This window comes from Pseudomonas sp. TNT2022 ID1044 (assembly GCF_028656895.1).
GTDB classification, from domain to species: domain Bacteria; phylum Pseudomonadota; class Gammaproteobacteria; order Pseudomonadales; family Pseudomonadaceae; genus Aquipseudomonas; species Aquipseudomonas reinekei.
Genome location: NZ_JAMDHB010000032.1, coordinates 44,602 through 65,559, shown reverse-complemented (window position 1 = coordinate 65,559; position 20,958 = coordinate 44,602). Strand labels below are relative to the sequence as shown.

Sequence of the window (20,958 nt, the reverse complement as noted above, 5' to 3'; positions counted from 1 at the left end):
GACCGGTCTGACCAGTGGTGATCGATCAGTGTTTGCAGGTGAATCCGAGTCGAGAAATGCCCGGCCTTGATTGGCCGGGCGGCAGGGGTTGGCTTTACGGGTTACGGGTCAGCTCAAAAAGGCACGTTGCGCTGAAGGATGTTCAGTTTGAAGTCGAGTACACCTGCGCTGCGATTCGGGTCGGTGCGCACGAAAGTGCCCACTTTAGGATCGCGTTTATTGCGACTCTGCCCCGCGCACAACAGCGCACCGCCTCGGGTCTGTATTCTGACGGTGGGCGTATCCGTGTCGATCTGATCGAGGGTGATGATGTTGCCCTTGGCGTTGAGCAAGTTGAACGTGGTCTGGTCTCCATCTACGGTTGAATAAGAATTCAGGAAGTCTTTCTCTTCACGGCTGATGGTTCTGTAGTAATACTCGCCAGGGGTGAAAATATAGAGGGTGTAATAATCGTGGAGGCACCGGAAGTAAAAGGTCAGTGCGTCGGGTGCTACATCGGGCTTGAGGAAGAGATAGTTTGAAACGTCCAGATGATGGGAAAAGGCAAAGGCTTCATAATCGGGGCGTGGAGTAGTGACAGTTCTGCCATACGTCAACTTGGGGAAGTGCGGATAGCCGAAACGGGTACTCATTGTTGCAGTAAAGGATTTTTCCTGGTCGGTGTTCATGGTATTGCCTGATAGTTATAGATATTGGCAGCGCCGTACAACCGAAGAAGTACAGCGCCGTGGAATGTTGACAGTGGGCAATCAAACCTCGTCCGGATCACTCAGGAATGAGGCGTTGCGCTCGATGATGCGCAACTTGAAAACCACGCCCTGGCCATCGATCTCGGCCAGATAGCGATAAGGCGCGCCCGCGCGCCGAATGTGGCCAACAGGCTGCGAATGACGGGCCTGTAGCCGAACCCATTGCTCGACGCCGCCCATGTCTTGCAAGGTGATGGTTCGGTCATCAAGGTTCAGGAGATTGAAAGACGTGGTGGCGCTGCCCGCAGGCCGATAGGCGCCCAGCACCCGGTCGGCGCCATTGCTGATGCAATATCCGGTGTAAGTGGGGTGTGAGCGGATGTAGAGGTGGTAGTAATCATCGGTGCAACGAAAGTAAATCGTCAACGGCGGGTGTTTTTGGACTTCCTGAATAGAACGAGATCCCAGCAGGTGGGAGTCGTCCCGGGTGGTTGATGCCCCGGTATAAAAGCCGCCTGAAAATAATGTGTCATGGCGTAAAACCGGAGTGCCATGTAACTCGCCGAGCAGGTCGACGTGGTGATCATCAAGTTCCAGTGTTGCGATGAAAGACTTTTGTCTATTGGTGCTCATGAATTCATCCTTGAATTCCATTGGGTTGATTTGAATGTGGCTTTGGCGAATATTTTTATCAAGTTAATAGAATAGCGATAGCGGTTTTTAGTTGTGGCTTAAACGCGGATAACAGTATCAGTTAAATAGTTCTGAATATCTTTTCTCGCCGGTGCTTATTGTTTCAGGCTTTTAAAATTGATGGCGTTGGAATGGCTCCAGTTATGGTCAGGACACGGCCATACCATTCGTGCAGACGAAAAAAAACCGGCCATCACTGGCCGGTTTTTAGGCTGCAGATTTAACGTCGCAATTAAGCGCCGTACACCGGCAGTTTCTTGCAGATAGCCTTGACCTTCTCGCGAACGGCGTCGATCACCGCTTCGTTGTTCAGGTCAGCCAGGATGTCGCAGATCCAGCCAGCCAGTTCCTTGCACTCTGCTTCCTTGAAGCCACGAGTGGTCACAGCCGGAGTGCCGAAGCGCAGGCCGGAGGTGACGAACGGGGAGCGTGGATCGTTTGGCACGGAGTTCTTGTTCACGGTGATGAATGCTTTGCCCAGAGCGGCGTCGGCGTCTTTACCGGAGATTTCCTGCTTGATCAGCGACAGCAGGAACAGGTGGTTTTCAGTGCCGCCGGAAACCACGTCGAAACCGCGCTCGATGAACACGCCGGCCATGGCCTTGGCGTTTTTCACCACTTGTTGCTGGTAAGCCTTGAACTCAGGCTGCAATGCTTCCTTGAAGCAGATCGCCTTGGCAGCGATCACGTGCTCCAGCGGGCCGCCCTGGGCGCCTGGGAATACCGCGGAGTTGAGCTTCTTCTCGATGTCGGCGTTGGCGCGAGCCAGGATCAGGCCGCCACGTGGACCGCGCAGGGTCTTGTGGGTGGTGGTGGTCACGACATCAGCGAACGGAACCGGGTTCGGGTAGACGCCAGCAGCGACCAGACCGGCCACGTGAGCCATATCGACGAACAGGTAAGCACCTACTTTGTCGGCGATTGCACGGAAGCGCGGGAAGTCGAGGATCTGCGAGTAGGCAGAGAAGCCGGCGACGATCATTTTTGGCTTGTGCTCAACGGCCAGGCGCTCGACTTCGTCGTAGTCGATCAGGCCGTTGGCGTCGATGCCGTACTGGATGGCGTTGTACAGCTTGCCCGAAGACGAAACGCTGGCACCGTGGGTCAGGTGACCGCCGTGGGCCAGGCTCATGCCCAGGATGGTGTCACCGGCCGACAGCAGGGCCAGGTAGACCGCGGCGTTGGCTTGGGAGCCAGCGTGCGGCTGAACGTTGGCGTAATCGGCGCCGAACAGTTCTTTGGCGCGGTCGATGGCCAGTTGCTCGACAACGTCGACGTACTCGCAGCCACCGTAGTAGCGCTTGCCCGGGTAGCCTTCGGCGTACTTGTTGGTCAGTACCGAGCCTTGAGCTTCCATCACCGCAGGGCTGGTGTAGTTTTCCGAAGCGATCAGCTCAATGTGCTCTTCCTGGCGCTGAGCTTCTTGCTCCATGGCGGCAAAGAGATCGGCGTCGTACTTGGCAATAGTCAAATCACGGCTGAACATGGCGGTCCTCAAGGATCGGGGGCAGAAAAGGGGGGCATTCTAACCCAACCGCTTTTAGAAGGGATATGAAACACAGTCAGGTTGTGGATAAGCGGGCTTCAAGCGCCAAGTAAAAGCCGATTCGCCCTTGCTTACAGCTTGTGGCTTCAAGCTCGCAGCGGGTCTTCATGTTTGATTGATTGGAGCTTTGGGCTCCAGTCAATCAAACATGAAGAGCGCATCATTGCTGAACTGCACTTCAAATTGCCCGGCCGGCATCGGCCGGCCAAACAGGTAGCCCTGAACCTCATCGCAGCCGTGTTCCCTCAGGAAATCCAGCTGCTCATGAGTTTCCACGCCCTCGGCGATCACCGCCAGATTGAGGCTGTGGGCCATGGCGATAATGGCGCGGGCAATCTGTGCATCCTGCTCGCCCGAGGGCAGGCCATCGACGAAAGTGCGGTCGATTTTCAGCACGTCGATCGGGAACTGCTTGAGGTAATTGAGCGATGAGTAACCTGTGCCGAAGTCGTCCACCGCAATGCTCAGGCCAAGATTTTTCAGGCCATCGAGAATCTGCATGGCCTCGCTGACTTCACGCATCAGGATACTTTCGGTCAACTCCAGCTCCAGGCACGCCGGCGGCAGGCCGGTTTCCTTGAGAATGGTGGCGATCCGCGTGCCGAGCTGGCCGTCGGAGAATTGTCGCGCCGAAATGTTCACCGACACCTTCGGCACGCGCACTTTCGCCTGATGCCAGGTCTTGAGTTGACGGCAGGCCTCGCTGATCACCCAGTCCCCCACATCCACCACCAACCCGAGCTCTTCAAGCACCGGAATGAAATCCCCTGGCGGCACCAGGCCACGGCGCGGATGACGCCAGCGCAGCAGGGCTTCAGCGCCAGTCAAACGTTTGCCGTCGCCGCTGAACTGCGGCTGGTAATACAGCACGAATTCGTTCTGCTCCAGGGCGTGGCGCAGGTCGCTTTCCAGCTCCAGACGCTCCAGGGCGCTGGCGTTCATGTCCGCCTGATAGAACTGGAAGTTGTTCTTGCCGCGCTCCTTGGCGTGGTACATCGCCGTGTCGGCGTTCTTCATCAACTGGCTGAGTTCGTTGCCGTCCTGCGGGCTCAGGGCGATGCCGATACTGGCCGTGACAAAGAATTCGCGGCCTTCGAGCACGAACGGTTTCACCAGGCTGGCAAGAATCTGTTCGGCCACGTGAATGGCCCGGTTCAAGGCAATCTCGCGGTTGGCACGCGGTTGCAGGAGCAGGGTGAACTCGTCGCCGCCCATGCGTGCGACCGTGTCGTCATCGTCGACGCAACCGAGCAGGCGCGTGGCCATTTCCTTAAGCATGCGATCGCCGGCGGCGTGGCCCAGGGAGTCGTTGATCGGTTTGAAACGGTCGAGGTCGAGGAACATCAGCACCACCCAGGACTTCTGCCGTTCGGCTGCCTGCAGCGCCGTGTGCAAACGATCCTGGAACAGGGTGCGGTTGGGCAGGTGCGTCAACGCGTCGTAATAGGCGAGGCGATGAATCCGCTGCTCGCTGGCTTTGCGCTCGCTGATGTCGCTGAAGAAGCACACATAACTGGCGAGGTCGCCTTCGTCGTCCAGCACCGCGGTGATGCCGACCCACGCCGGGTAGTGCTCACCGTTGCGGCGCCGCAACCACACTTCACCTTCCCAGGTGCTGTGCTGATTGAGTTGCTTGAGCACATAACGCAGGTGGGCTTCCTGTTGCTCGTCGACGGTCAGCATGTTCGGCAGCTGGTCGAGCACTTGCTCCACGGCATAACCGCTGACTCGGCTGAAGGCCTCGTTGGCCTGGACGATGTAGCCGGCCGGGTCGGTGATCAGGATCGCCGAGGTCGAGTGCTCGAACACCGTGGCGGCCATGCGCAGGTCTTTTTCGGCGCGGCGTTGCTGACTGATATCGCGTCCGACACCGAGCACGCCTTCGAAGGCGCCGTGCTCGTCCCAGACCAGCACCAGGCGCAACTCGATCGGGATCTTGCGACCGTCGGCCCGCAGGCAGTCGAAAAGGAACAACTGGGTCTGCACCTGGTTGCGCAACAGCGCCAACTGGTCGGGCTGGTCCAGCGCTTCGTTGACCCGTTCCATCAGGCTGTAGATACCGGTCAGTTGTTGAGGGTTGGCGATGGTCGATTGCCAGCCGTTCTGGAAAATCCACTCGGCGTCGTAGCCCAGCACGGCTTGCACCGACGGACTGACGTAATTGAGGGTCATGCGGTTGTCGGTGGAAAAAATCACGTCGCTGATGCTTTCGGCGAGCATCCGGTATCGCTGTTCGCTGTCGCGCAGGGACTCGCTGGCTTCGATCTGTTCGGTGACGTCCTTGGCCACGCCGATGATGCGAGTCACCTGGTCGTGCTTGTCCCGCGCCAGGGCCTGTTCGCGAATGTCGAAGCGCCGCCATTTGCCGTCGCGGTGCCGGAAGCGCAATTGGCATTGCATCAATTGACTGTAACCGCCCAGGCGCTGGCTCTGGCGTGAGCGGTGGTAGTAGTCGGCATCTTCGGGGTGCAGGAGGATTTCCCAGAAGTACTCGCCCATCTGCTGCAGCTCGGCGCGGTTGTAACCGAGGGTCTGGCCCAGGTGGTGGTTACTGAAAATCATGCGCTGGCTGATCACGTCCTGCACGTACAGGTGATCGGGCACGGTACGCACTACGTCGGACCAAAACCTTTCGCGCTCTTGCAGCGACAGTTCGATGAGCTTGCGGCTGGTGATGTCCGTGATGCTCAGGATCACAGCTTTATAGTCGGCCGGGTTTTGCGGCAGGCGCAGCACCAGCCACAGATGTTGGTCGCGGCCGGTGGCGTCCAGCAGTTTGATTTCCAGCTCCAACTGCTCCTGCTGATTGAGCACTGCTTCGAGCATCTGATTGCCGATGGCGCTGCCATCCACTGGATTGCTGTCTATCAGCAAGTCCCAGGCCTGCTGGGAGGTGTTGACGTTGAGCAGTTGCAGGGCGACCTGGTTGACTTCGGTCACCCGCAGCGCTTGCAGCAATTGCCGACGTTGTTCCGGGACCGCGAGCCATGCATGCAGTTGCTCGTTGCTGTGCAATTGGGCCTTGTCGAAGACGTTTTTGAGGCTGGCCATATCGAGCACGCACAGCGCGACGCCGGTACCCTCGAAAATCTCCTGATAGCGGCGACGGCCTTCATGCAGTTGGCGCTGGCGGCGGCGCATGTTCAGTAGAACGATGAACGGCAGCATGGAGAAGGCGAGTCCCAACAGGCATTTGCCGATGAATGCGGGCAACAGCTCTTCGAGCACGCGCTGGCGATCGAACAAACCGCGCAGTTGCCAGTCGCTGCTGCTCAAGGGAACGGTCAGCACGCTGTTGGCCACATCGTCCTCGGTCAGCGTGCCGGGATTGACCAGAGGCAGTGATTCGTCACGACTGATGATCTGGTGGTTGAAGCGGTTTTCCACCAGCCACAGGGGGCGGTCGCCCGCTTCATTGATGTTGGTCAGGGACGAGAAAAACGTCGGCTTCAGGCGCAAGGCCCAGTAACCGCGAGTGCTGCCGCTGGCCTGATGCAGCAACAGGTGCACCACAGAGCCATCAATGGCATTGCTGAAATAATGTGGCTGGGCGCGACTGCGCCGGACCAGTTCGGCCAGATAATCGGCATCCTCGCTGTTACTGGCGCTGTCATTGAGGATCCTGCCCGAGGGGCTGAGCAGGGCCAGGCTGACCAGGTCGGGCAAGGACTTTTGCAGCTTGCGCAACAACTCCTGCTGTTCGTCGGCACTTTGCGGCTGCTCGACAATCGGCAGCAGATTCAGGGCAATCTGGGCGTTGAGCGCCATGTTCAGACTGACTTGTGCCGCGAGGTCGGCGGTGTGGTCGATGGTGTACTGGCGCTGGGTTTTCTGGGTTTCGCGCAACTGATCCAGCAACTGCCAGAACATCAGGGCGAGCAGCATCAGCACCAGCGTTGCCAGCGCACTTTTCAGGGTTCCGCGCAGGGGCGAACCGGGCGCCGCAGTCGGTGCACTGGTGGTCAGGGGCGGAGGGACGTTGGACAAACTTTAATCCTGCGGTTTGGCTGGGCTGGCGCGACGTGCACTATAAGCCGGACGCCCGAAGGGCGGCTAGCATGCCTTGAGTTGTGGCAAAGTGCCAGCCCTGCTCGGCTGGACGGCCTTCCGTCATTCAGGTAGCTTTGCCGGTTACGCGGGAGCGTTCCAGCTCCTAAAATCAGGCTTTTTCAGCGCGCACATATTGAAAGCTTTCAATCGGGCGACGCGCACGGCCTGGCCAGGCATCCCCTGCGCCCTGATCATTCATCTGTCACTGACCCTAGGTTCTCCATGGCTCAATACGTATTCACCATGCATCGGCTGGGTAAAGTTGTTCCGCCGAAGCGGGAAATCCTGAAAAACATCTCCTTGTCGTTCTTCCCAGGCGCCAAGATCGGCGTGCTCGGTCTCAACGGTTCGGGTAAATCCACGCTGCTGAAAATCATGGCCGGCGTCGACACCGAGTTCGAGGGCGAAGCCCGCCCGATGCCGGAGCTCAACATCGGTTATCTGCCGCAAGAGCCACAACTTGATCCGACCAAGACCGTGCGTGAAGTGGTCGAGGAAGCGGTCAGCGTGATCAAGAACGCCCAGGCACGCCTGGACGAGGTCTACGCGGCTTACGCTGAAGAAGATGCCGACTTCGACAAACTGGCTGCCGAACAGGCCAAGCTCGAAGCCATCCTGCAGGCCAGCGACGGTCACAACCTTGATCGCCAGCTGGAAGTCGCCGCCGATGCGCTGCGTCTGCCGGCGTGGGACGCCAAGGTCGAATTCCTCTCCGGTGGTGAAAAACGTCGTGTGGCCCTGTGCCGCCTGCTGCTCTCCGCTCCGGACATGCTGTTGCTCGACGAACCCACCAACCACCTGGACGCCGATTCGGTTGCCTGGCTGGAGCACTTCCTGCACGACTTCCCGGGCACCGTGGTCGCGATCACGCACGACCGTTACTTCCTGGACAACGTCGCTGGCTGGATTCTGGAACTCGACCGCGGCGCGGGCATTCCTTACGAGGGCAACTATTCCGGTTGGCTGGAAGCCAAGTCCGATCGTCTGGCTGCCGAATCCAAGCAGCAGTCGGCTCACGAAAAAGCCATGAAGGAAGAACTGGAGTGGGTGCGCAAAGGCGCCAAGGCCCGCCAGTCGAAATCCAAGGCCCGTCTGCAACGCTTCGAAGAAATGCAATCGCAGGAATTCCAGAAACGCAGCGAAACCAACGAGATCTACATCCCGGCCGGTCCGCGCCTGGGTGACAAGGTCATCGAGTTCAAGAACGTTACCAAGGGCTACGGCGATCGCGTGTTGATCGACAACCTGTCGTTCTCCATGCCCAAAGGCGCCATTGTTGGCGTGATCGGTGGTAACGGTGCCGGTAAATCCACACTGTTCCGCATGCTGATGGGCAAGGAAACGCCGGACTCGGGCAGCATCGAAGTCGGCGAAACCGTGCAACTGGCCTGCGTGGACCAGAGCCGCGAAGACCTGGACGGCAGCAAGACCGTGTTCCAGCAGATCTCCGACGGTTCCGACCAGATCCGCATCGGCAACTACGAGATCCCGTCGCGTACCTACGTCGGTCGCTTCAACTTCAAGGGCGGCGATCAGCAGAAGTTCGTCAAGGACCTGTCCGGTGGTGAGCGCGGTCGCTTGCACCTGGCCCTGACCCTGAAAGAGGGCGGCAACGTCCTGCTGCTCGACGAACCGTCCAACGACCTCGACGTTGAAACCTTGCGTTCCCTGGAAGAAGCCCTGCTGGACTTCCCGGGCGCCGCCATTGTGATCTCTCACGACCGGTGGTTCCTTGACCGCGTCGCGACGCACATCCTGGCGTACGAAGACGACTCGCAAGCGGTGTTCTTCGAAGGCAACTACACCGAGTACGAAGCCGATCGCAAAAAACGCCTCGGCGAAGCCGCTGCCCAGCCGCACCGGGTACGCCACAAAAAACTGGCCTGATTCGGGTTGGTTGCATAAAGAGCGGAGCCTTCGGGCTCCGTTTTTTTTTGCGCCTTTTCTGGTAGACCGCGGTGTATTCATCGCTGGCTAGCCGGCTCCTGCAGGTTCAGCGGTGTCCGGGCATTACTCATCCCTGTAGGAGCTGGCTTGCCAGCGATAGCGGTGTAACTGTTGGTGCATAACTTGATTGTCTAATCCCCATTCAGGTGCAACATTGCCCGAAAATCAGGATTAATTTATATCCTGTGCACCATTTAATTTCACAAACGCGACATTTTGCTCTGTTCGTGTGCGCGATCCGTTTGTTACAGTCCGGCTCAATCACCTCCAACGACAATAAATTTGCCGAGACTTTTCCATGATCGAATCCGTCGAATCCTTCCTTGCGCGCCTGAAAAAACGTGATCCGGATCAACCCGAGTTTCACCAGGCTGTGGAAGAAGTCCTGCGCAGCCTGTGGCCGTTTCTTGAAGCCCATCCGCACTACCTGACCTCTGGCATTCTGGAGCGAATCTGTGAGCCGGAACGGGCGATCGTGTTTCGGGTTTCCTGGGTCGATGATCATGGCAAAGTGCAGGTCAACCGCGGTTTCCGCATCCAGATGAACAGCGCCATCGGCCCGTACAAGGGCGGTTTGCGCTTCCATCCTTCGGTGAACCTCGGCGTACTGAAATTCCTAGCCTTCGAGCAGACCTTCAAGAACTCGCTGACTTCGTTGCCCATGGGCGGCGGCAAGGGCGGTTCGGACTTCGATCCGAAAGGCAAAAGCGACGCCGAAGTCATGCGCTTCTGCCAGGCCTTCATGAGCGAGCTGTACCGGCACATCGGTGCCGACGTGGACGTGCCGGCCGGTGACATCGGTGTCGGTGCCCGCGAGATCGGTTTCCTGTTCGGGCAGTACAAGCGCCTGAGCAATCAGTTCACCAGCGTGCTGACCGGTAAGGGCCCAAGTTACGGCGGCAGCCTGATTCGCCCGGAAGCCACTGGTTTCGGCTGCGTGTACTTCGCCGAAGAAATGCTCAAGCGCCGGGAACAGACCGTCGAGGGCAAGCGAGTAGCGATTTCCGGTTCCGGCAACGTCGCGCAATACGCCGCGCGCAAGGTCATGGACCTGGGCGGCAAGGTGATTTCACTGTCGGATTCCGAAGGCACGCTGTACTGCGAAAGCGGTTTGACCGAAGAACAATGGCAAGCGGTGCTGGAGCTGAAAAACCTCCAGCGTGGGCGCATCAGCGAGTTGGCGGGGCGCTTTGGCCTTGAGTTCCTGGCAGGTCACCAGCCGTGGGGGCTCAGCTGCGATATCGCGCTGCCATGCGCCACGCAAAACGAGCTGGATGCCGAGGCGGCTCGGGCACTGCTGCGCAATGGCTGCATTTGCGTCGCCGAAGGCGCCAACATGCCAACCACGCTGGAAGCGGTGGACCTGTTCATCGAGGCGGGCATTTTGTTCGCGCCGGGCAAGGCGTCCAATGCCGGTGGCGTTGCCGTCAGCGGGCTGGAAATGTCGCAGAACGCCATGCGCCTGCTGTGGACTGGCGGTGAAGTGGACAGCAAGCTGCACGCGATCATGCAGTCAATCCACCACGCCTGCGTGCATTACGGTGAAGAGAACGGCCAGGTCAACTACGTCAAGGGCGCGAACATCGCCGGTTTCGTCAAAGTCGCCGACGCCATGCTCGCCCAGGGCGTGGTTTAAGCCGGTTCGATACGGATGATCCCGATCATCTGATCCCCAGTGGCGAGCCCCAATTGATCAGGCCATGAGCGGCATCGGCCTGATCTTCGCCCACCAATTGCACCCGGAGTTCGGTGTCGTGTTCATCGGTGCAGGCCACCCGGTTGCCGATCTGCACTTTTTCCGTTGAGGTGGCGATAGCGACGACCTGAGCGCTACCCAGTCGCTGTTTGAAACAGCGCAGATCCCGTTCGAGGTCGCGAGCAGGCTCACTTCGATAGATGTTCGGGGGCGTCAGTAGTGATACCACTTCACCTCAAGCATCACTTCATTCTCCGGTGTCGCCCAATGGCTGAATTCGCGCTGGGCGCTCAAGCGTAAACCGAGGTTGCGCGACAACTCCCACTGCTGGTTCAGACTCACGCTACGGCGCACTTCACCATTGGTGAAAAAATCACCCTTTGCCTCCAGGCTCAAATTGCCCAACGGGTTTTTCCACAACAGCCCCGTGTTGAAACCCGCTGCTGGAGAAATGAATTCAGCGAAATCGTTGTTGTGCTCCACGCGCACAGTGCCCAAGGCAAAACCGAGCATGTCATCGGTCAGTTGCCAGGTACCACCGCCGCCGCCATTGACGTGGCTGACCAGATTCTCGTCGTCATGCTTGCCCGGCACCCGCTCCAGGCCGCCGGTGACCTGCCACGACAGGGGTTGCAGCAGCTCGTTGCGTGGTGTCAGGGAGCGAATGGTCGCCAGGTCCAATTGCTGAACCTGCCAGTCATTGCCTTCGTACTGGCGCAGTTTCAGTTGCAGGATTTCGATCTGCGCACCGAGCGGGAAACTCTCGGAATTGTCGTTGAGGTCGTGATAGGCCATGCGCAAACCGTACTCGCCAAAGGCGCGGTCGCCGCGGGTGCCGAGGCCAGCCTGCCAGGTGCGGGATTCGTGGCCATCCTCTGGTAGCCCGGGTTGAGGAATGTCCAGTTCCGGTGCAGGGTTCTGATTGATCGCCCGCAGCAGTTCGAAACTGCGCTGCGCCCGCTGCGGATCGCGCTCCTGGCCGTTGGCGCGATAGCGTTCGAGGCGATAGGCCGCATCGATGATCAACGCTTGGCGGTCATGGGCTTGAGCCTTGAATTGCGGCGTTTGCAGCTGCTTCTGGTCGGCGCTGACTTTCAGTACCCATTGCTGTTCTTCGTCGCTCAACGGTTCAGCGCGGCTCAGTAGTTCGCGCTCGCGGGAAGGGCGGTATTGGATGGACTCCACCAGCCCCGCCTCTTTGACGGCTTTGACCGTGTCGGTGGGAATGGCGGTCAGCGGGAATTGTTCGGTGAGCCGCAGGCTGGGACGCGCCACTTGCAGCAGTTCCAGCAAGCGATAGGAGCAGTTTTCGTCGAAAAAGAAATAATCGAACTGAATCTGTTTCAGTTCCCAGACGTGCTCGACCATGCGCGCGGTTTCTTGCTGGGTCAGGTTCAGGCGGTATTCCCACAGGTCGCGGTTTTCCAGGCTGCGGTATTCCGAGAGTTTTTCCTGGTACGGCACCAGCGCAAACAGCCCGGGATAACCACCCATCAAGCCCTTCCAGGCGTACAGGATGCTGTTGTCGGAGCCTTCGATGTAGGCGCCGAAGTTGATGGCGTAACTGAGCAGCGAAGTCTTGTCGCTTTGCACGTCAGCCTGATCGATGCGCAACAAAGTGTGGCCGAACATCGAGGACGGGCTGTTCAAATACGCCGCCGGAAAGATCATTACCGCACTGTGGGGCGAGACGTCCTTGAACCATTGCTTGAATTCGCCGCACTCCAGTACCGGCAGATCCGCCAGGTTGAGCTGAGCTTTGAGCCAGCGGGTGCGCGCCGGATAAACACATTGCGCGTGCTGTTCGCCGGCGCTGGCGGGCGCGTACAGCGCTTGTACGGTGGCCGCCAGTTCACGGTCCGGGTGTTCGTTTCCATCGGCGGCCAGGAAGAATTTTTTATCGCTGACATAGCTGCGCCAGCCGCCGAGCTTGGCGGTTTCGTAATGGCCCAGTGAAATCCAGAAAGGGTCGTTGGCCAGTTGCTGCAAACGTTGATTGTCGATAATAGGCGCGGCGGACAGCGGGGCGCAGACACAGAGCGCCAGCCAGGCAAGGCGTTTGAGCATAGTCGGCAACTTAAGTCGAAAAAAATAAAGACCCGGTACGGAAAAACGTCATCTGTAGGAGCCAGCGTGCTGGCGATGGCATCACCGCGGTGTATCTGGAAAACCGCGTTGATACCATCGCCAGCAAGCCGGCTCCTACAGTGGGACGATTGGCCGAAAGTCGAAAAAATAAAACCCGCTCCCGAAGGAAGCGGGCGGGTCGAGCTTAAGCCTGAGTTGCGTACTTGGCCAGACGAGGATCGCTCTTCAGAACGGCCAGGGTGTTGGTATGCACATCTTCCGCGGTCACGTCAGCCTTGCTGAAGATCTGCTGGAAGTGCTGGTGGGTGACAGCGGCGAAGTGCGCACGGTCTTCCGGCGCCACGCCCAGTACCACGGCGTAGGTGGTCAGCGCTTCGCCCTGACCCTTGGCCATGTCTTCGGACAGCTCGTTCATCATGCCATTCATGGCAAACCAGGATTTGCCGCCATAGGTCAGCGACGCATTGGTCGAGCAACCGTTGGTACCGGAAGTCATACCGAAGGTCGCGTTGCCGGAGGTGCCGTTGGTGGTGGATGCCAGGAAGTGAGCCGGGGTGCCACGCTGACCTTCGAACAGCATGTTGCCCCAACCGCAATCCGGGCCGCCTGGCGCCTGAGCCATGGCGTTGATGGATACAGCGGTGAAGAGAGTACCGAGAAGAATCCGTTTCATAGCTTTATTCTCTTTATGTGCAAACCAATGGACAAGGGATCTGGCCCGTTCCGGTGCCAGTGGGCCGGTTATTAGTCCAGCCGCGCAGTTTGGAGTTTAGGCACGATCGCGCGGTTCCGTGATTTTTTGCAAAACATTCGTTGAAAACAGTGATTTGACGCACGCCCGCCGCGGCGCACCGACTTGTCTATGCTTTGGCCTCAGGCGCTCCTTGCCAGTCAGGCACAGGCAGCGCCAGAATGCCGCTATCTGCCCCGCCTGATGTAAGGAAGCCCGATGCCTGATCCTGTTGCTGCCAGCTTGCGTCTAGCGCCCGAAGCGCTGACCCGTCCGTTTTCCGCTGAACAGTTCAGCTTCTCTACCACCAATGATCTGGAGCCCTTTCGCGGTGTGCTCGGCCAGGAACGTGCGGTCGAAGCCTTGCAGTTCGGTGTGGCCATGCCACGCCCCGGTTACAACGTATTTGTCATGGGCGAGCCCGGCACTGGCCGGTTCTCGTTCGTCAAACGCTACCTGAAGGCCGAAGGCAAACGCCTGCAGACCCCGGCGGACTGGGTCTACGTCAACAATTTCGATGAGCCGCGCGAGCCGCGTGCCCTGGAGCTGCCTTCGGGCACCGCCGGTGCTTTTATCGGCGACATCAACGGTTTGATCGATAACCTGCTGGCGACCTTTCCGGCGGTGTTCGAGCACCCGTCCTACCAGCAGAAAAAAAGCGCCATCGACCGCGCTTTCAACCAGCGTTACGACAAGGCGCTGGACGTGATCGAGCGCCTGGCCCTGGAAAAGGAAGTCGCGCTGTACCGCGATGCCAGCAACATTGCCTTCACGCCGATGCTCGAAGGCAAGGCACTGGACGAAGCGGAATTCGCCCAATTGCCCGAAGCCGAACGCGAACGCTTCCACGAGGATATCTCCAACCTCGAAGAGCGCCTGAACGAGGAACTCGCCAGCCTGCCGCAATGGAAGCGCGAATCAAGCAATGAATTGCGCCAGCTGAACGAAGAAACCATCACCCTGGCGTTGCAGCCACTGCTGTCGCCGTTGTCGGAGAAATACGCCGAGAACGCCGCCGTGTGCGGTTACCTGCAAGCGATGCAGGTGTATCTGCTCAAGACCGTGGTCGAGCAACTGGTCGACGACAGCAAGACCGATGCGATTGCCCGCAAGCTGCTGGAGGAGCAATACGCGCCGAGCCTGGTGGTCGGTCATCCGTTCAGCGGCGGTGCGCCAGTGGTCTTCGAGCCGCACCCGACTTACGAAAATCTGTTCGGCCGCATCGAGTACACCACCGATCAGGGCGCGCTCTACACCACGTATCGCCAGTTGCGTCCGGGTGCGTTGCACCGGGCCAACGGCGGCTTCCTGATCCTTGAAGCGGAAAAAATGCTCAGTGAACCGTTCGTGTGGGACGCGCTGAAACGCGCCCTGCAATCGCGCAAGCTGAAAATGGAATCGCCGCTGGGCGAGATGGGCCGTTTCACCACCGTCACGTTGAATCCGCAGCACATTCCGTTGCAGGTCAAAGTCGTCATCATCGGGGCCCGTTCGCTCTATTACACGCTGCAGGACCTCGATCCGGACTTCCAGGAGATGTTCCGCGTCCTGGTGGATTTCGACGAAGACATCCCTATGGTCGACGAGAGCCTGGAACAGTTCGCCCAGTTGCTCAAAACCCGTACTTCCGAGGAAGGCATGGCGCCGCTGACCGCCGATGCGGTGGCGCGTCTGGCAACCTACAGCGCGCGTCTGGCCGAGCATCAGGGGCGCTTGTCCGCGCGTATCGGTGATTTGTTCCAACTGGTCAGCGAGGCGGATTTCATTCGCCATCTGGCCGGCGATGAAATGACCGACGCCGGGCACATCGAGCGTGCGCTCAAGGCCAAGGCGACCCGCACCGGACGTGTGTCGGCGCGGATTCTCGATGACATGCTGGCCGGGATCATCCTGATCGACACCGATGGCGCGGCAGTCGGCAAGTGCAACGGTTTGACGGTGCTGGAAGTCGGCGATTCGGCCTTCGGTGTGCCGGCGCGGATTTCCGCCACGGTGTACCCGGGCGGCAGCGGCATCGTCGACATCGAGCGTGAGGTCAACCTCGGCCAGCCGATCCACTCCAAAGGCGTAATGATCCTCACCGGGTATCTGGGCAGCCGTTACGCCCAGGAATTCCCGTTGGCGATTTCCGCGAGTATCGCCCTGGAGCAGTCCTACGGTTATGTGGATGGTGACAGTGCGTCCCTGGGTGAGGCGTGCACGCTGATTTCGGCCTTGTCGAAAACCCCGCTCAAGCAATGCTTTGCAATCACCGGATCGATCAACCAGTTTGGTGAAGTACAGGCAGTGGGAGGGGTCAACGAGAAAATCGAGGGCTTCTTCCGTCTGTGCGAAGCCCGCGGGTTGACTGGCGAGCAGGGGGCGATCATTCCTCAGGCCAACGTCGCCACGCTGATGCTGGATGAAAAAGTATTGGCGGCGGTGCGTGCCGGGCAGTTCCACGTTTACGCGGTACGCCAGGCCGATGAGGCGCTGAGCCTGCTGGTCGGCGAGCCTGCGGGTGAGCCGGACGAGAACGGCGAATTCCCTGAAGGCAGCGTTAACGCACGGGTGGTGGAGCGCTTGCGGGTCATCGCGGAGATGATCAGCGAGGACGATCTGAAAGAAGCCGAGAAGGAAATGGCGGTCGAGGCGCTGGTGGAAGCCAAGCCGGCTTGATTTAAGCCGGCTCATCCATCCCCTGTGGGAGCCAGCCTGCTAGCGAAATCGGTCTGACATTCAACCTGTATGTTGTTTGACACACCGCCATCGCGAGCAGGCTCGCTCCCACCTTTCTATCCGGGTTTACTTGCGAAAACGCCATCACTCTGGCGCCAATATTCACACTATGACCATTCGGCGCCTTCTGGTGTCGATTGGCCTGCATCTCGTACTTTTCTTCTATTCTCTGCTCAAGGACAAGGACAGTAATCACTGGATCGAAACAGCCTTCCGATGGGGGCTGAATACCGGATCGACCGAGGGTCGCCGCCATGTCGCGCAACCTCTGCCTCACTCGTCAATGCCTGGGTCTTGTGACCCGTATCGAATGCGCCATCAAGCCGTTGGCCGGGGATACGGGGATGTGGACCTTGCTCTTCGCCGCCGGAATGGCAGGCGAGCAACCTTCAGCCATCAAAGCCCAAGGCCCGTTCCATGGCCCTTTCGCGGCTGAATCCATCCTCGATACCATTGTTGAAAGCCTGACGCTGCACGGCTATGAGCTGGCCGATGATCCGCAGATCTGGTGCCTGCATCTGCAAGCCCAGTTGCGGGAAATCAATGGCGGTCGTTGCCGGAACGTCGGTGGCTTCGAGTTTCGCCCCGAACACTGACCCCGGCTATTGGGGCAGTTTGGACAGATCGGCCTTGTCGAGCTTGACCTCGAACCCGTAGGGCACGGTGGCGAGGTCAGTTCGTTGATAGGTCTCCAGGCGCGTCGGTTGCCCGTAGAAGTAATGCACGGCAAAAAGCGCCGGCCCCTCTGTGCTTGCGACGTGATTGACCGCGAGAATTTCCTTGAGGTAGTGGCCGCTATCGTCCTTGGCGAAGAAGCGCCAGTCCTGCTCGGGAAACAGCTTCAGGTCCACCACCAACGTGTTGCCTTTGAGCTCAAGCCCAGTCGGCAATTGATGGGCATCGAGGGTCTTTTTATCGATTGTCGCAAGAAACAACGGTATGGAACCAACCACATAAGCCGGGGTTTGCGCAAACAGGTTCAGGTCGTAGGTGATGCTGCCGCGCAACGGGTCGACCTGATAGGCCTCCGGTGGCAATTCAATGGGTTCGTCACGTTTGCCGCGGCTGTCCTCGGTGAAAAAACTGACCGGACTTTCGCCGGGGTTGAATGACGTCCCAAGCAACTCATCATTGAAGCTTCGCAGGTGATTGAACTCGATGCGTGCGGCGCTGGGGTCTTCGACCGATTGGCTGATGCTCACGCCTTTTTTCAGTTGTTCCTCGGTCAACGCCGCACCCTTGAGCCAGCTCGGGGCTTGATCGTCATACACCACCACGGGCAGTTTCAGCGGCTGGATGGTTTTCTCCGTGGTGATGCGGTCGAAGCGGCGTACCGGAAGGTTCAAGTCCTTTCGGGTCACCGTAACGGTCGAGAAATCCAGCAGGCTGACTTCGAGGGTTTCGATGGAGCCGTTGAAATAGACCTTCGAGTAACGATGGGTCCGTTGTTTCTCGAAGTTACGTTGCTCGTCATCAAGCTGTTTTTCCAGCGCCTCGCTCCACACTTTCTGTTGCTGCATCTTTGCCAACTGTTTTTGATAAAAGGCGATTTGTGCAGCGGTTTCGTTGATGGATCCTGAGCGCGAGAGAAATTGCCCGGTGGCGTCCCTGGCCTGGACGATCAGCGGGTTCAGGGGGACTTCCCCGATCTCGGGGGCTTGTGGCGCACTGTTGCTGAACTCGACTTCGGCGTAGTTGGTGCCCAGCTTGATCAGCGTGACGCTGAGATTGTCGTTGGTGCGGGTCTGGCCCACGTCCTTTTTCGTCAGGTCGAAGCTGTAGAGGCGGCGTGGCGCGATGACCTCCACCGTGCCTTGCAGGCTCACCGGTTGCGGCTGGCTCTTGATGTCGGCGTCGAGCCCGTCGATGAAGGGGTAAGCCACGGTCAGGTCATCAGGGTTGGTCAGGTTTGAACTCGACGGGCTCAACTGAATGCCCGGATCGGTCTCCGACCATTCCGGCTGAAAGGCAATCACGCGTTTGTTACTCAGGGTGACCGACTGCCATTCCAGCCCATGGGGAAAGAGGAAGGCCGCCGGAATACTGAAGTTGAAGGGAAACACCGGCTGCAGGTCGGTCAGGTAGTCGGAGCTGGAGTCTTTGAGCAGCACGAACAGGCCGTTGATGTAGGTGTCGACCAGCGCTTGTGGCGTGGGGTAGTGCTTGAGTACGGCGAGGACGTCTTCGCCGTATTCGGTTTCCAGCGGTTTGCTGTCGAGCTTGAGTTGCGCCCGCTCGAGTAACAGCAGCGAACCGCCGAGCTCGGCCACGGCATTCTTGAGTTTCGGATCCTCGATTGCATCCAGCGACTTTTCGAACTGCGCGGTCTTTTCCTCGAGGCTGATCTGGCGTTTCTCTTCGCTTGGCGAACAGCCGCTCAGCAGCAAGGCTAGAAAGATTCCGGCACTCGTCAGGGGTAGTCGCACGTCCATTTCCAGTCTTCCTGTCCGATGTCGCGGCGATGTCAATGATTTGGACACTAGCAGAAAAAAATTGCCTTACGCGCGCAGGTGACGGATTTACCGTTGGTTTATGGCGACTTCTGAGTAGGGGCAGGTGGCTGTTATACTCGCTTCCATTTTCAGACCACCTGTGAGATTCAATGGAACGCTTTATCGAAAACGCAATGTATGCCTCCCGCTGGTTGCTGGCGCCGATCTATTTCGGCTTGTCCCTAGGGTTGTTGGCACTGGCGCTTAAATTTTTCCAGGAAGTCTTCCACGTCATTCCCAATGTTTTCTCGATGGCTGAATCGGACCTGATTCTGGTCCTGCTGTCGCTGATCGACATGGCGCTGGTTGGCGGCTTGCTGGTGATGGTGATGATTTCCGGCTACGAAAACTTCGTTTCGCAGCTGGACATCGACGACCACAAGGAAAAGCTCAACTGGTTGGGCACCATGGACTCGTCGTCGCTGAAAATGAAGGTGGCCGCCTCGATCGTGGCGATCTCGTCCATCCACCTGCTGCGCATTTTCATGGACGCCAAAAATGTCGATCCCGAGCATTTGAAGTGGTACGTGATCATCCACATGACTTTCGTGGTGTCAGCGTTTGCCATGGGTTACCTGGATAAACTGACCAAGCACTGATCCGGACAAGCTCCCTTGTGGCGAGGGAGCTTGCACCCGCTGGATTGCCAAGCAATCCCGCTTTTTGGGGCCGCTGTACCGCCCGCCGCGAGCAAGCTCGCTCGCCACGAACTCCCGCGATAACAGACAAACGGTCCGGCCAGTGGCTTGTGCTTTGACGCGCCGAGGCATATCCCTGTAAGGGTCGTGGCTCGCCAAATGCGTGAGGTGTGTTTCATGAACCTGCAAGAGCTGAATGCTTATGCCGTCGCCGGGAAGGTCGACGAGCTGAATCTGATCTCGATGGAGGGTGGCATCTATCTGCTGGAGGCGCGGATGCATGGCGCGGCGTATCCGTTAAGCGATACCCACGGACACATGATGCACCTGCGATCGGTGGAACATGCCCGTGATGTGCTGCGTTCCTTTCCCAAGTTGAACTTCAACCTCGTACACACGCTGGTGCATGACGAGATGTGCGGGCTCGGTGACGTTGAAGAAAGCCTGAAGGTGCCGATCGAGCAGCGCTCCCTGCATCAGGGCTGACACCCCTGATCAACGCCATGGCATCTGTGCTAGTCTGCTGGCCCTTTTGGTTCCGGGCGCTCCGGGACGCGCTGTGCACGCACGGCAAGTTCCCGGGCCGTCCGCACAGCGGAGCAGTGTCATGTCCGAAGTAAATCTGTCCACCGACGAAACGCGCGTCAGCTACGGTATCGGCCGTCAGTTGGGCGACCAACTGCGCGACAACCCGCCACCGGGCGTTAGCCTGGACGCAATCCTGGCAGGTCTGACCGACGCGTTTGCCGGTCTGCCAAGCCGTGTTGGCCAGGAAGAAATGTCCGCCAGCTTCAAGGTGATCCGTGAAATCATGCAAGCCGAAGCTGCAGCCAAGGCTGAAGCGGCCGCTGGCGAAGGTCTGGCCTTCCTGGCTGAAAACGCCAAGCGTGACGGCATCACCACCCTGGCTTCGGGCCTGCAGTTCGAAGTACTGACTGCCGGTGAAGGCGCCAAGCCATCCCGTGAAGACACCGTGCGTACCCACTACCACGGCACCCTGATCGACGGCACTGTGTTCGACAGCTCCTACGATCGTGGCCAGCCTGCAGAATTCCCGGTTGGCGGCGTGATCGCTGGCTGGACCGAAGCCCTGCAACTGATGAATGCCGGCAGCAAATGGCGCCTGTACGTGCCGAGCGAACTGGCTTACGGCGCTCAAGGCGTTGGCAGCATCCCGCCGCACAGCGTTCTGGTATTCGACGTCGAGCTGCTCGACGTTCTGTAATACCCGGCCCGATATGACATCGGGCTAATGTGGGAGCGAGCCCGCTCGCGATGGCGATGTCTCAGTCAGCAGCAATGTCGACTGTCAGATCGCAATCGCCAGCAGGCTGGCTCCCACAGTTTTTTGTGCAGCCTCATATTTCCATCTTGTGATGCAGCTCATTCGACGGGCGCAATGCCCGGGCGTAGCAGAACAGAAACAGGTTTCGCACCACTTCCTTAAGCACCACAGGCTCGCTCGAGTTCAAGCCATTGAGGTCCAGGTCGCCCTGATCCTGCAGTTCGCTCAAGGCCTCCTCTTCCAGTACGGCACAGACTTCCCCGGTTTCCCGATGAAGGATCCTGAGGTAAGGGTGCGGGCGGTCCAGCCAGGCATCGATCAAATAAGTCATGGGTTCTCATTTCCATTGATTGGGTTCAATGAGAATAATTCCTATTCAATAAATA

Annotated in this window: 15 protein-coding genes and 1 pseudogene; 7 read left to right on the top strand and 9 right to left on the bottom strand. The window is 58.7% G+C overall.

What is annotated here, in order from left to right; genetic code table 11:
- Positions 1-113: 113 nt before the first annotated feature.
- From M5G20_RS28785 to M5G20_RS28770, 4 genes are all read right to left on the bottom strand, one after another.
- On the bottom strand, positions 114-668 hold the full coding sequence (locus M5G20_RS28785; protein ID WP_273921944.1) for a hypothetical protein: 555 nt from the start codon (positions 666-668) through the stop codon (positions 114-116).
- Positions 669-749: 81 nt separating this feature from the next.
- A complete protein-coding gene (locus tag M5G20_RS28780) occupies positions 750-1,322 on the bottom strand; it encodes a hypothetical protein (RefSeq protein WP_273921943.1) in 573 nt (190 codons plus the stop codon).
- 292 nt (positions 1,323-1,614) lie between these two features.
- A complete protein-coding gene (glyA, locus tag M5G20_RS28775; RefSeq protein ID WP_273921942.1) occupies positions 1,615-2,868 on the bottom strand; it encodes a serine hydroxymethyltransferase in 1,254 nt (417 codons plus the stop codon).
- 198 nt (positions 2,869-3,066) lie between these two features.
- Positions 3,067-6,915: a bifunctional diguanylate cyclase/phosphodiesterase gene (locus M5G20_RS28770; RefSeq protein ID WP_273921941.1), complete on the bottom strand. Its 3,849-nt coding sequence runs from the start codon at positions 6,913-6,915 to the stop codon at positions 3,067-3,069.
- Between the two features lie 285 nt (positions 6,916-7,200).
- On the opposite strand from M5G20_RS28770, the gene ettA reads away from it, so the two are divergent.
- The gene (gene ettA / locus M5G20_RS28765) at positions 7,201-8,865 is read left to right on the top strand and encodes an energy-dependent translational throttle protein EttA (protein ID WP_075948376.1); all 1,665 of its coding nucleotides are present in this window, start codon (positions 7,201-7,203) and stop codon (positions 8,863-8,865) included.
- Positions 8,866-9,223: 358 nt separating this feature from the next.
- Positions 9,224-10,561 carry an NADP-specific glutamate dehydrogenase gene (gene gdhA / locus M5G20_RS28760; protein WP_273921940.1) on the top strand — a complete coding sequence of 446 codons (1,338 nt, stop codon included), beginning with the start codon at positions 9,224-9,226 and terminating at the stop codon, positions 10,559-10,561.
- A 34-nt stretch (positions 10,562-10,595) separates the two neighbouring features.
- Here gdhA and M5G20_RS28755 read toward each other — a convergent pair.
- The 3 genes and pseudogenes from M5G20_RS28755 to M5G20_RS28745 form a co-directional block, all read right to left on the bottom strand.
- Positions 10,596-10,799, bottom strand: a pseudogene (locus tag M5G20_RS28755) (GreA/GreB family elongation factor); the annotation flags it as partial.
- A gap of 35 nt (positions 10,800-10,834) precedes the next feature.
- Positions 10,835-12,688: an Lnb N-terminal periplasmic domain-containing protein gene (locus tag M5G20_RS28750; protein WP_273921939.1), complete on the bottom strand. Its 1,854-nt coding sequence runs from the start codon at positions 12,686-12,688 to the stop codon at positions 10,835-10,837.
- A gap of 205 nt (positions 12,689-12,893) precedes the next feature.
- Complete coding sequence (locus M5G20_RS28745) at positions 12,894-13,382, bottom strand: DUF3015 domain-containing protein (RefSeq protein ID WP_056855677.1); 489 nt, start codon at positions 13,380-13,382, stop codon at positions 12,894-12,896.
- A gap of 276 nt (positions 13,383-13,658) precedes the next feature.
- On the opposite strand from M5G20_RS28745, the gene M5G20_RS28740 reads away from it, so the two are divergent.
- Positions 13,659-16,097, top strand: coding sequence for a Lon protease family protein (locus M5G20_RS28740; protein WP_273921938.1), 2,439 nt, complete (start codon positions 13,659-13,661; stop codon positions 16,095-16,097).
- Positions 16,098-16,411: 314 nt separating this feature from the next.
- Positions 16,412-16,753: a PA4575 family protein gene (locus M5G20_RS28735; protein WP_273921937.1), complete on the top strand. Its 342-nt coding sequence runs from the start codon at positions 16,412-16,414 to the stop codon at positions 16,751-16,753.
- Positions 16,754-16,759: 6 nt separating this feature from the next.
- On the opposite strand, the gene M5G20_RS28730 is transcribed toward M5G20_RS28735, so the two are convergent.
- Positions 16,760-18,589 (bottom strand): hypothetical protein, encoded by a 1,830-nt coding sequence (locus M5G20_RS28730; RefSeq protein ID WP_273921936.1) that lies wholly within the window; start codon positions 18,587-18,589, stop codon positions 16,760-16,762.
- Positions 18,590-18,759: 170 nt separating this feature from the next.
- Here M5G20_RS28730 and M5G20_RS28725 point away from each other — a divergent pair, with 170 nt between their 5' ends.
- The 3 genes from M5G20_RS28725 to M5G20_RS28715 all read left to right on the top strand — a co-directional run bounded on the left by M5G20_RS28725 (position 18,760) and on the right by M5G20_RS28715 (position 20,512).
- Positions 18,760-19,248 carry a TIGR00645 family protein gene (locus tag M5G20_RS28725; RefSeq protein ID WP_150734735.1) on the top strand — a complete coding sequence of 163 codons (489 nt, stop codon included), beginning with the start codon at positions 18,760-18,762 and terminating at the stop codon, positions 19,246-19,248.
- A 216-nt stretch (positions 19,249-19,464) separates the two neighbouring features.
- A complete protein-coding gene (locus M5G20_RS28720; RefSeq protein ID WP_273921935.1) occupies positions 19,465-19,773 on the top strand; it encodes a DUF6482 family protein in 309 nt (102 codons plus the stop codon).
- A gap of 121 nt (positions 19,774-19,894) precedes the next feature.
- On the top strand, positions 19,895-20,512 hold the full coding sequence (locus M5G20_RS28715; protein ID WP_053162553.1) for an FKBP-type peptidyl-prolyl cis-trans isomerase: 618 nt from the start codon (positions 19,895-19,897) through the stop codon (positions 20,510-20,512).
- 133 nt (positions 20,513-20,645) lie between these two features.
- Here the strand turns inward: M5G20_RS28715 and M5G20_RS28710 are convergent, their stop codons facing one another.
- Positions 20,646-20,903 carry a PA4570 family protein gene (locus M5G20_RS28710; protein ID WP_273921934.1) on the bottom strand — a complete coding sequence of 86 codons (258 nt, stop codon included), beginning with the start codon at positions 20,901-20,903 and terminating at the stop codon, positions 20,646-20,648.
- Between the last annotated feature and the right edge of the window lie 55 nt (positions 20,904-20,958).

Excerpts from the sequence above, each read along its gene's own strand:
- M5G20_RS28730 (WP_273921936.1), bottom strand. The coding sequence starts at position 18,589 with ATGGACGTGCGACTACCCCTGACGAGTGCCGGAATCTTTCTAGCCTTG.
- M5G20_RS28720 (WP_273921935.1), top strand. The coding sequence starts at position 19,465 with ATGAACCTGCAAGAGCTGAATGCTTATGCCGTCGCCGGGAAGGTCGAC.
- M5G20_RS28750 (WP_273921939.1), bottom strand. The coding sequence starts at position 12,688 with ATGCTCAAACGCCTTGCCTGGCTGGCGCTCTGTGTCTGCGCCCCGCTG.
- M5G20_RS28785 (WP_273921944.1), bottom strand. The coding sequence starts at position 668 with ATGAACACCGACCAGGAAAAATCCTTTACTGCAACAATGAGTACCCGT.
- M5G20_RS28710 (WP_273921934.1), bottom strand. The coding sequence starts at position 20,903 with ATGACTTATTTGATCGATGCCTGGCTGGACCGCCCGCACCCTTACCTC.
- M5G20_RS28715 (WP_053162553.1), top strand. The coding sequence starts at position 19,895 with ATGTCCGAAGTAAATCTGTCCACCGACGAAACGCGCGTCAGCTACGGT.
- glyA (WP_273921942.1), bottom strand. The coding sequence starts at position 2,868 with ATGTTCAGCCGTGATTTGACTATTGCCAAGTACGACGCCGATCTCTTT.
- ettA (WP_075948376.1), top strand. The coding sequence starts at position 7,201 with ATGGCTCAATACGTATTCACCATGCATCGGCTGGGTAAAGTTGTTCCG.
- M5G20_RS28780 (WP_273921943.1), bottom strand. The coding sequence starts at position 1,322 with ATGAGCACCAATAGACAAAAGTCTTTCATCGCAACACTGGAACTTGAT.
- M5G20_RS28735 (WP_273921937.1), top strand. The coding sequence starts at position 16,412 with ATGTCGCGCAACCTCTGCCTCACTCGTCAATGCCTGGGTCTTGTGACC.
- M5G20_RS28745 (WP_056855677.1), bottom strand. The coding sequence starts at position 13,382 with ATGAAACGGATTCTTCTCGGTACTCTCTTCACCGCTGTATCCATCAAC.
- M5G20_RS28725 (WP_150734735.1), top strand. The coding sequence starts at position 18,760 with ATGGAACGCTTTATCGAAAACGCAATGTATGCCTCCCGCTGGTTGCTG.
- gdhA (WP_273921940.1), top strand. The coding sequence starts at position 9,224 with ATGATCGAATCCGTCGAATCCTTCCTTGCGCGCCTGAAAAAACGTGAT.
- M5G20_RS28740 (WP_273921938.1), top strand. The coding sequence starts at position 13,659 with ATGCCTGATCCTGTTGCTGCCAGCTTGCGTCTAGCGCCCGAAGCGCTG.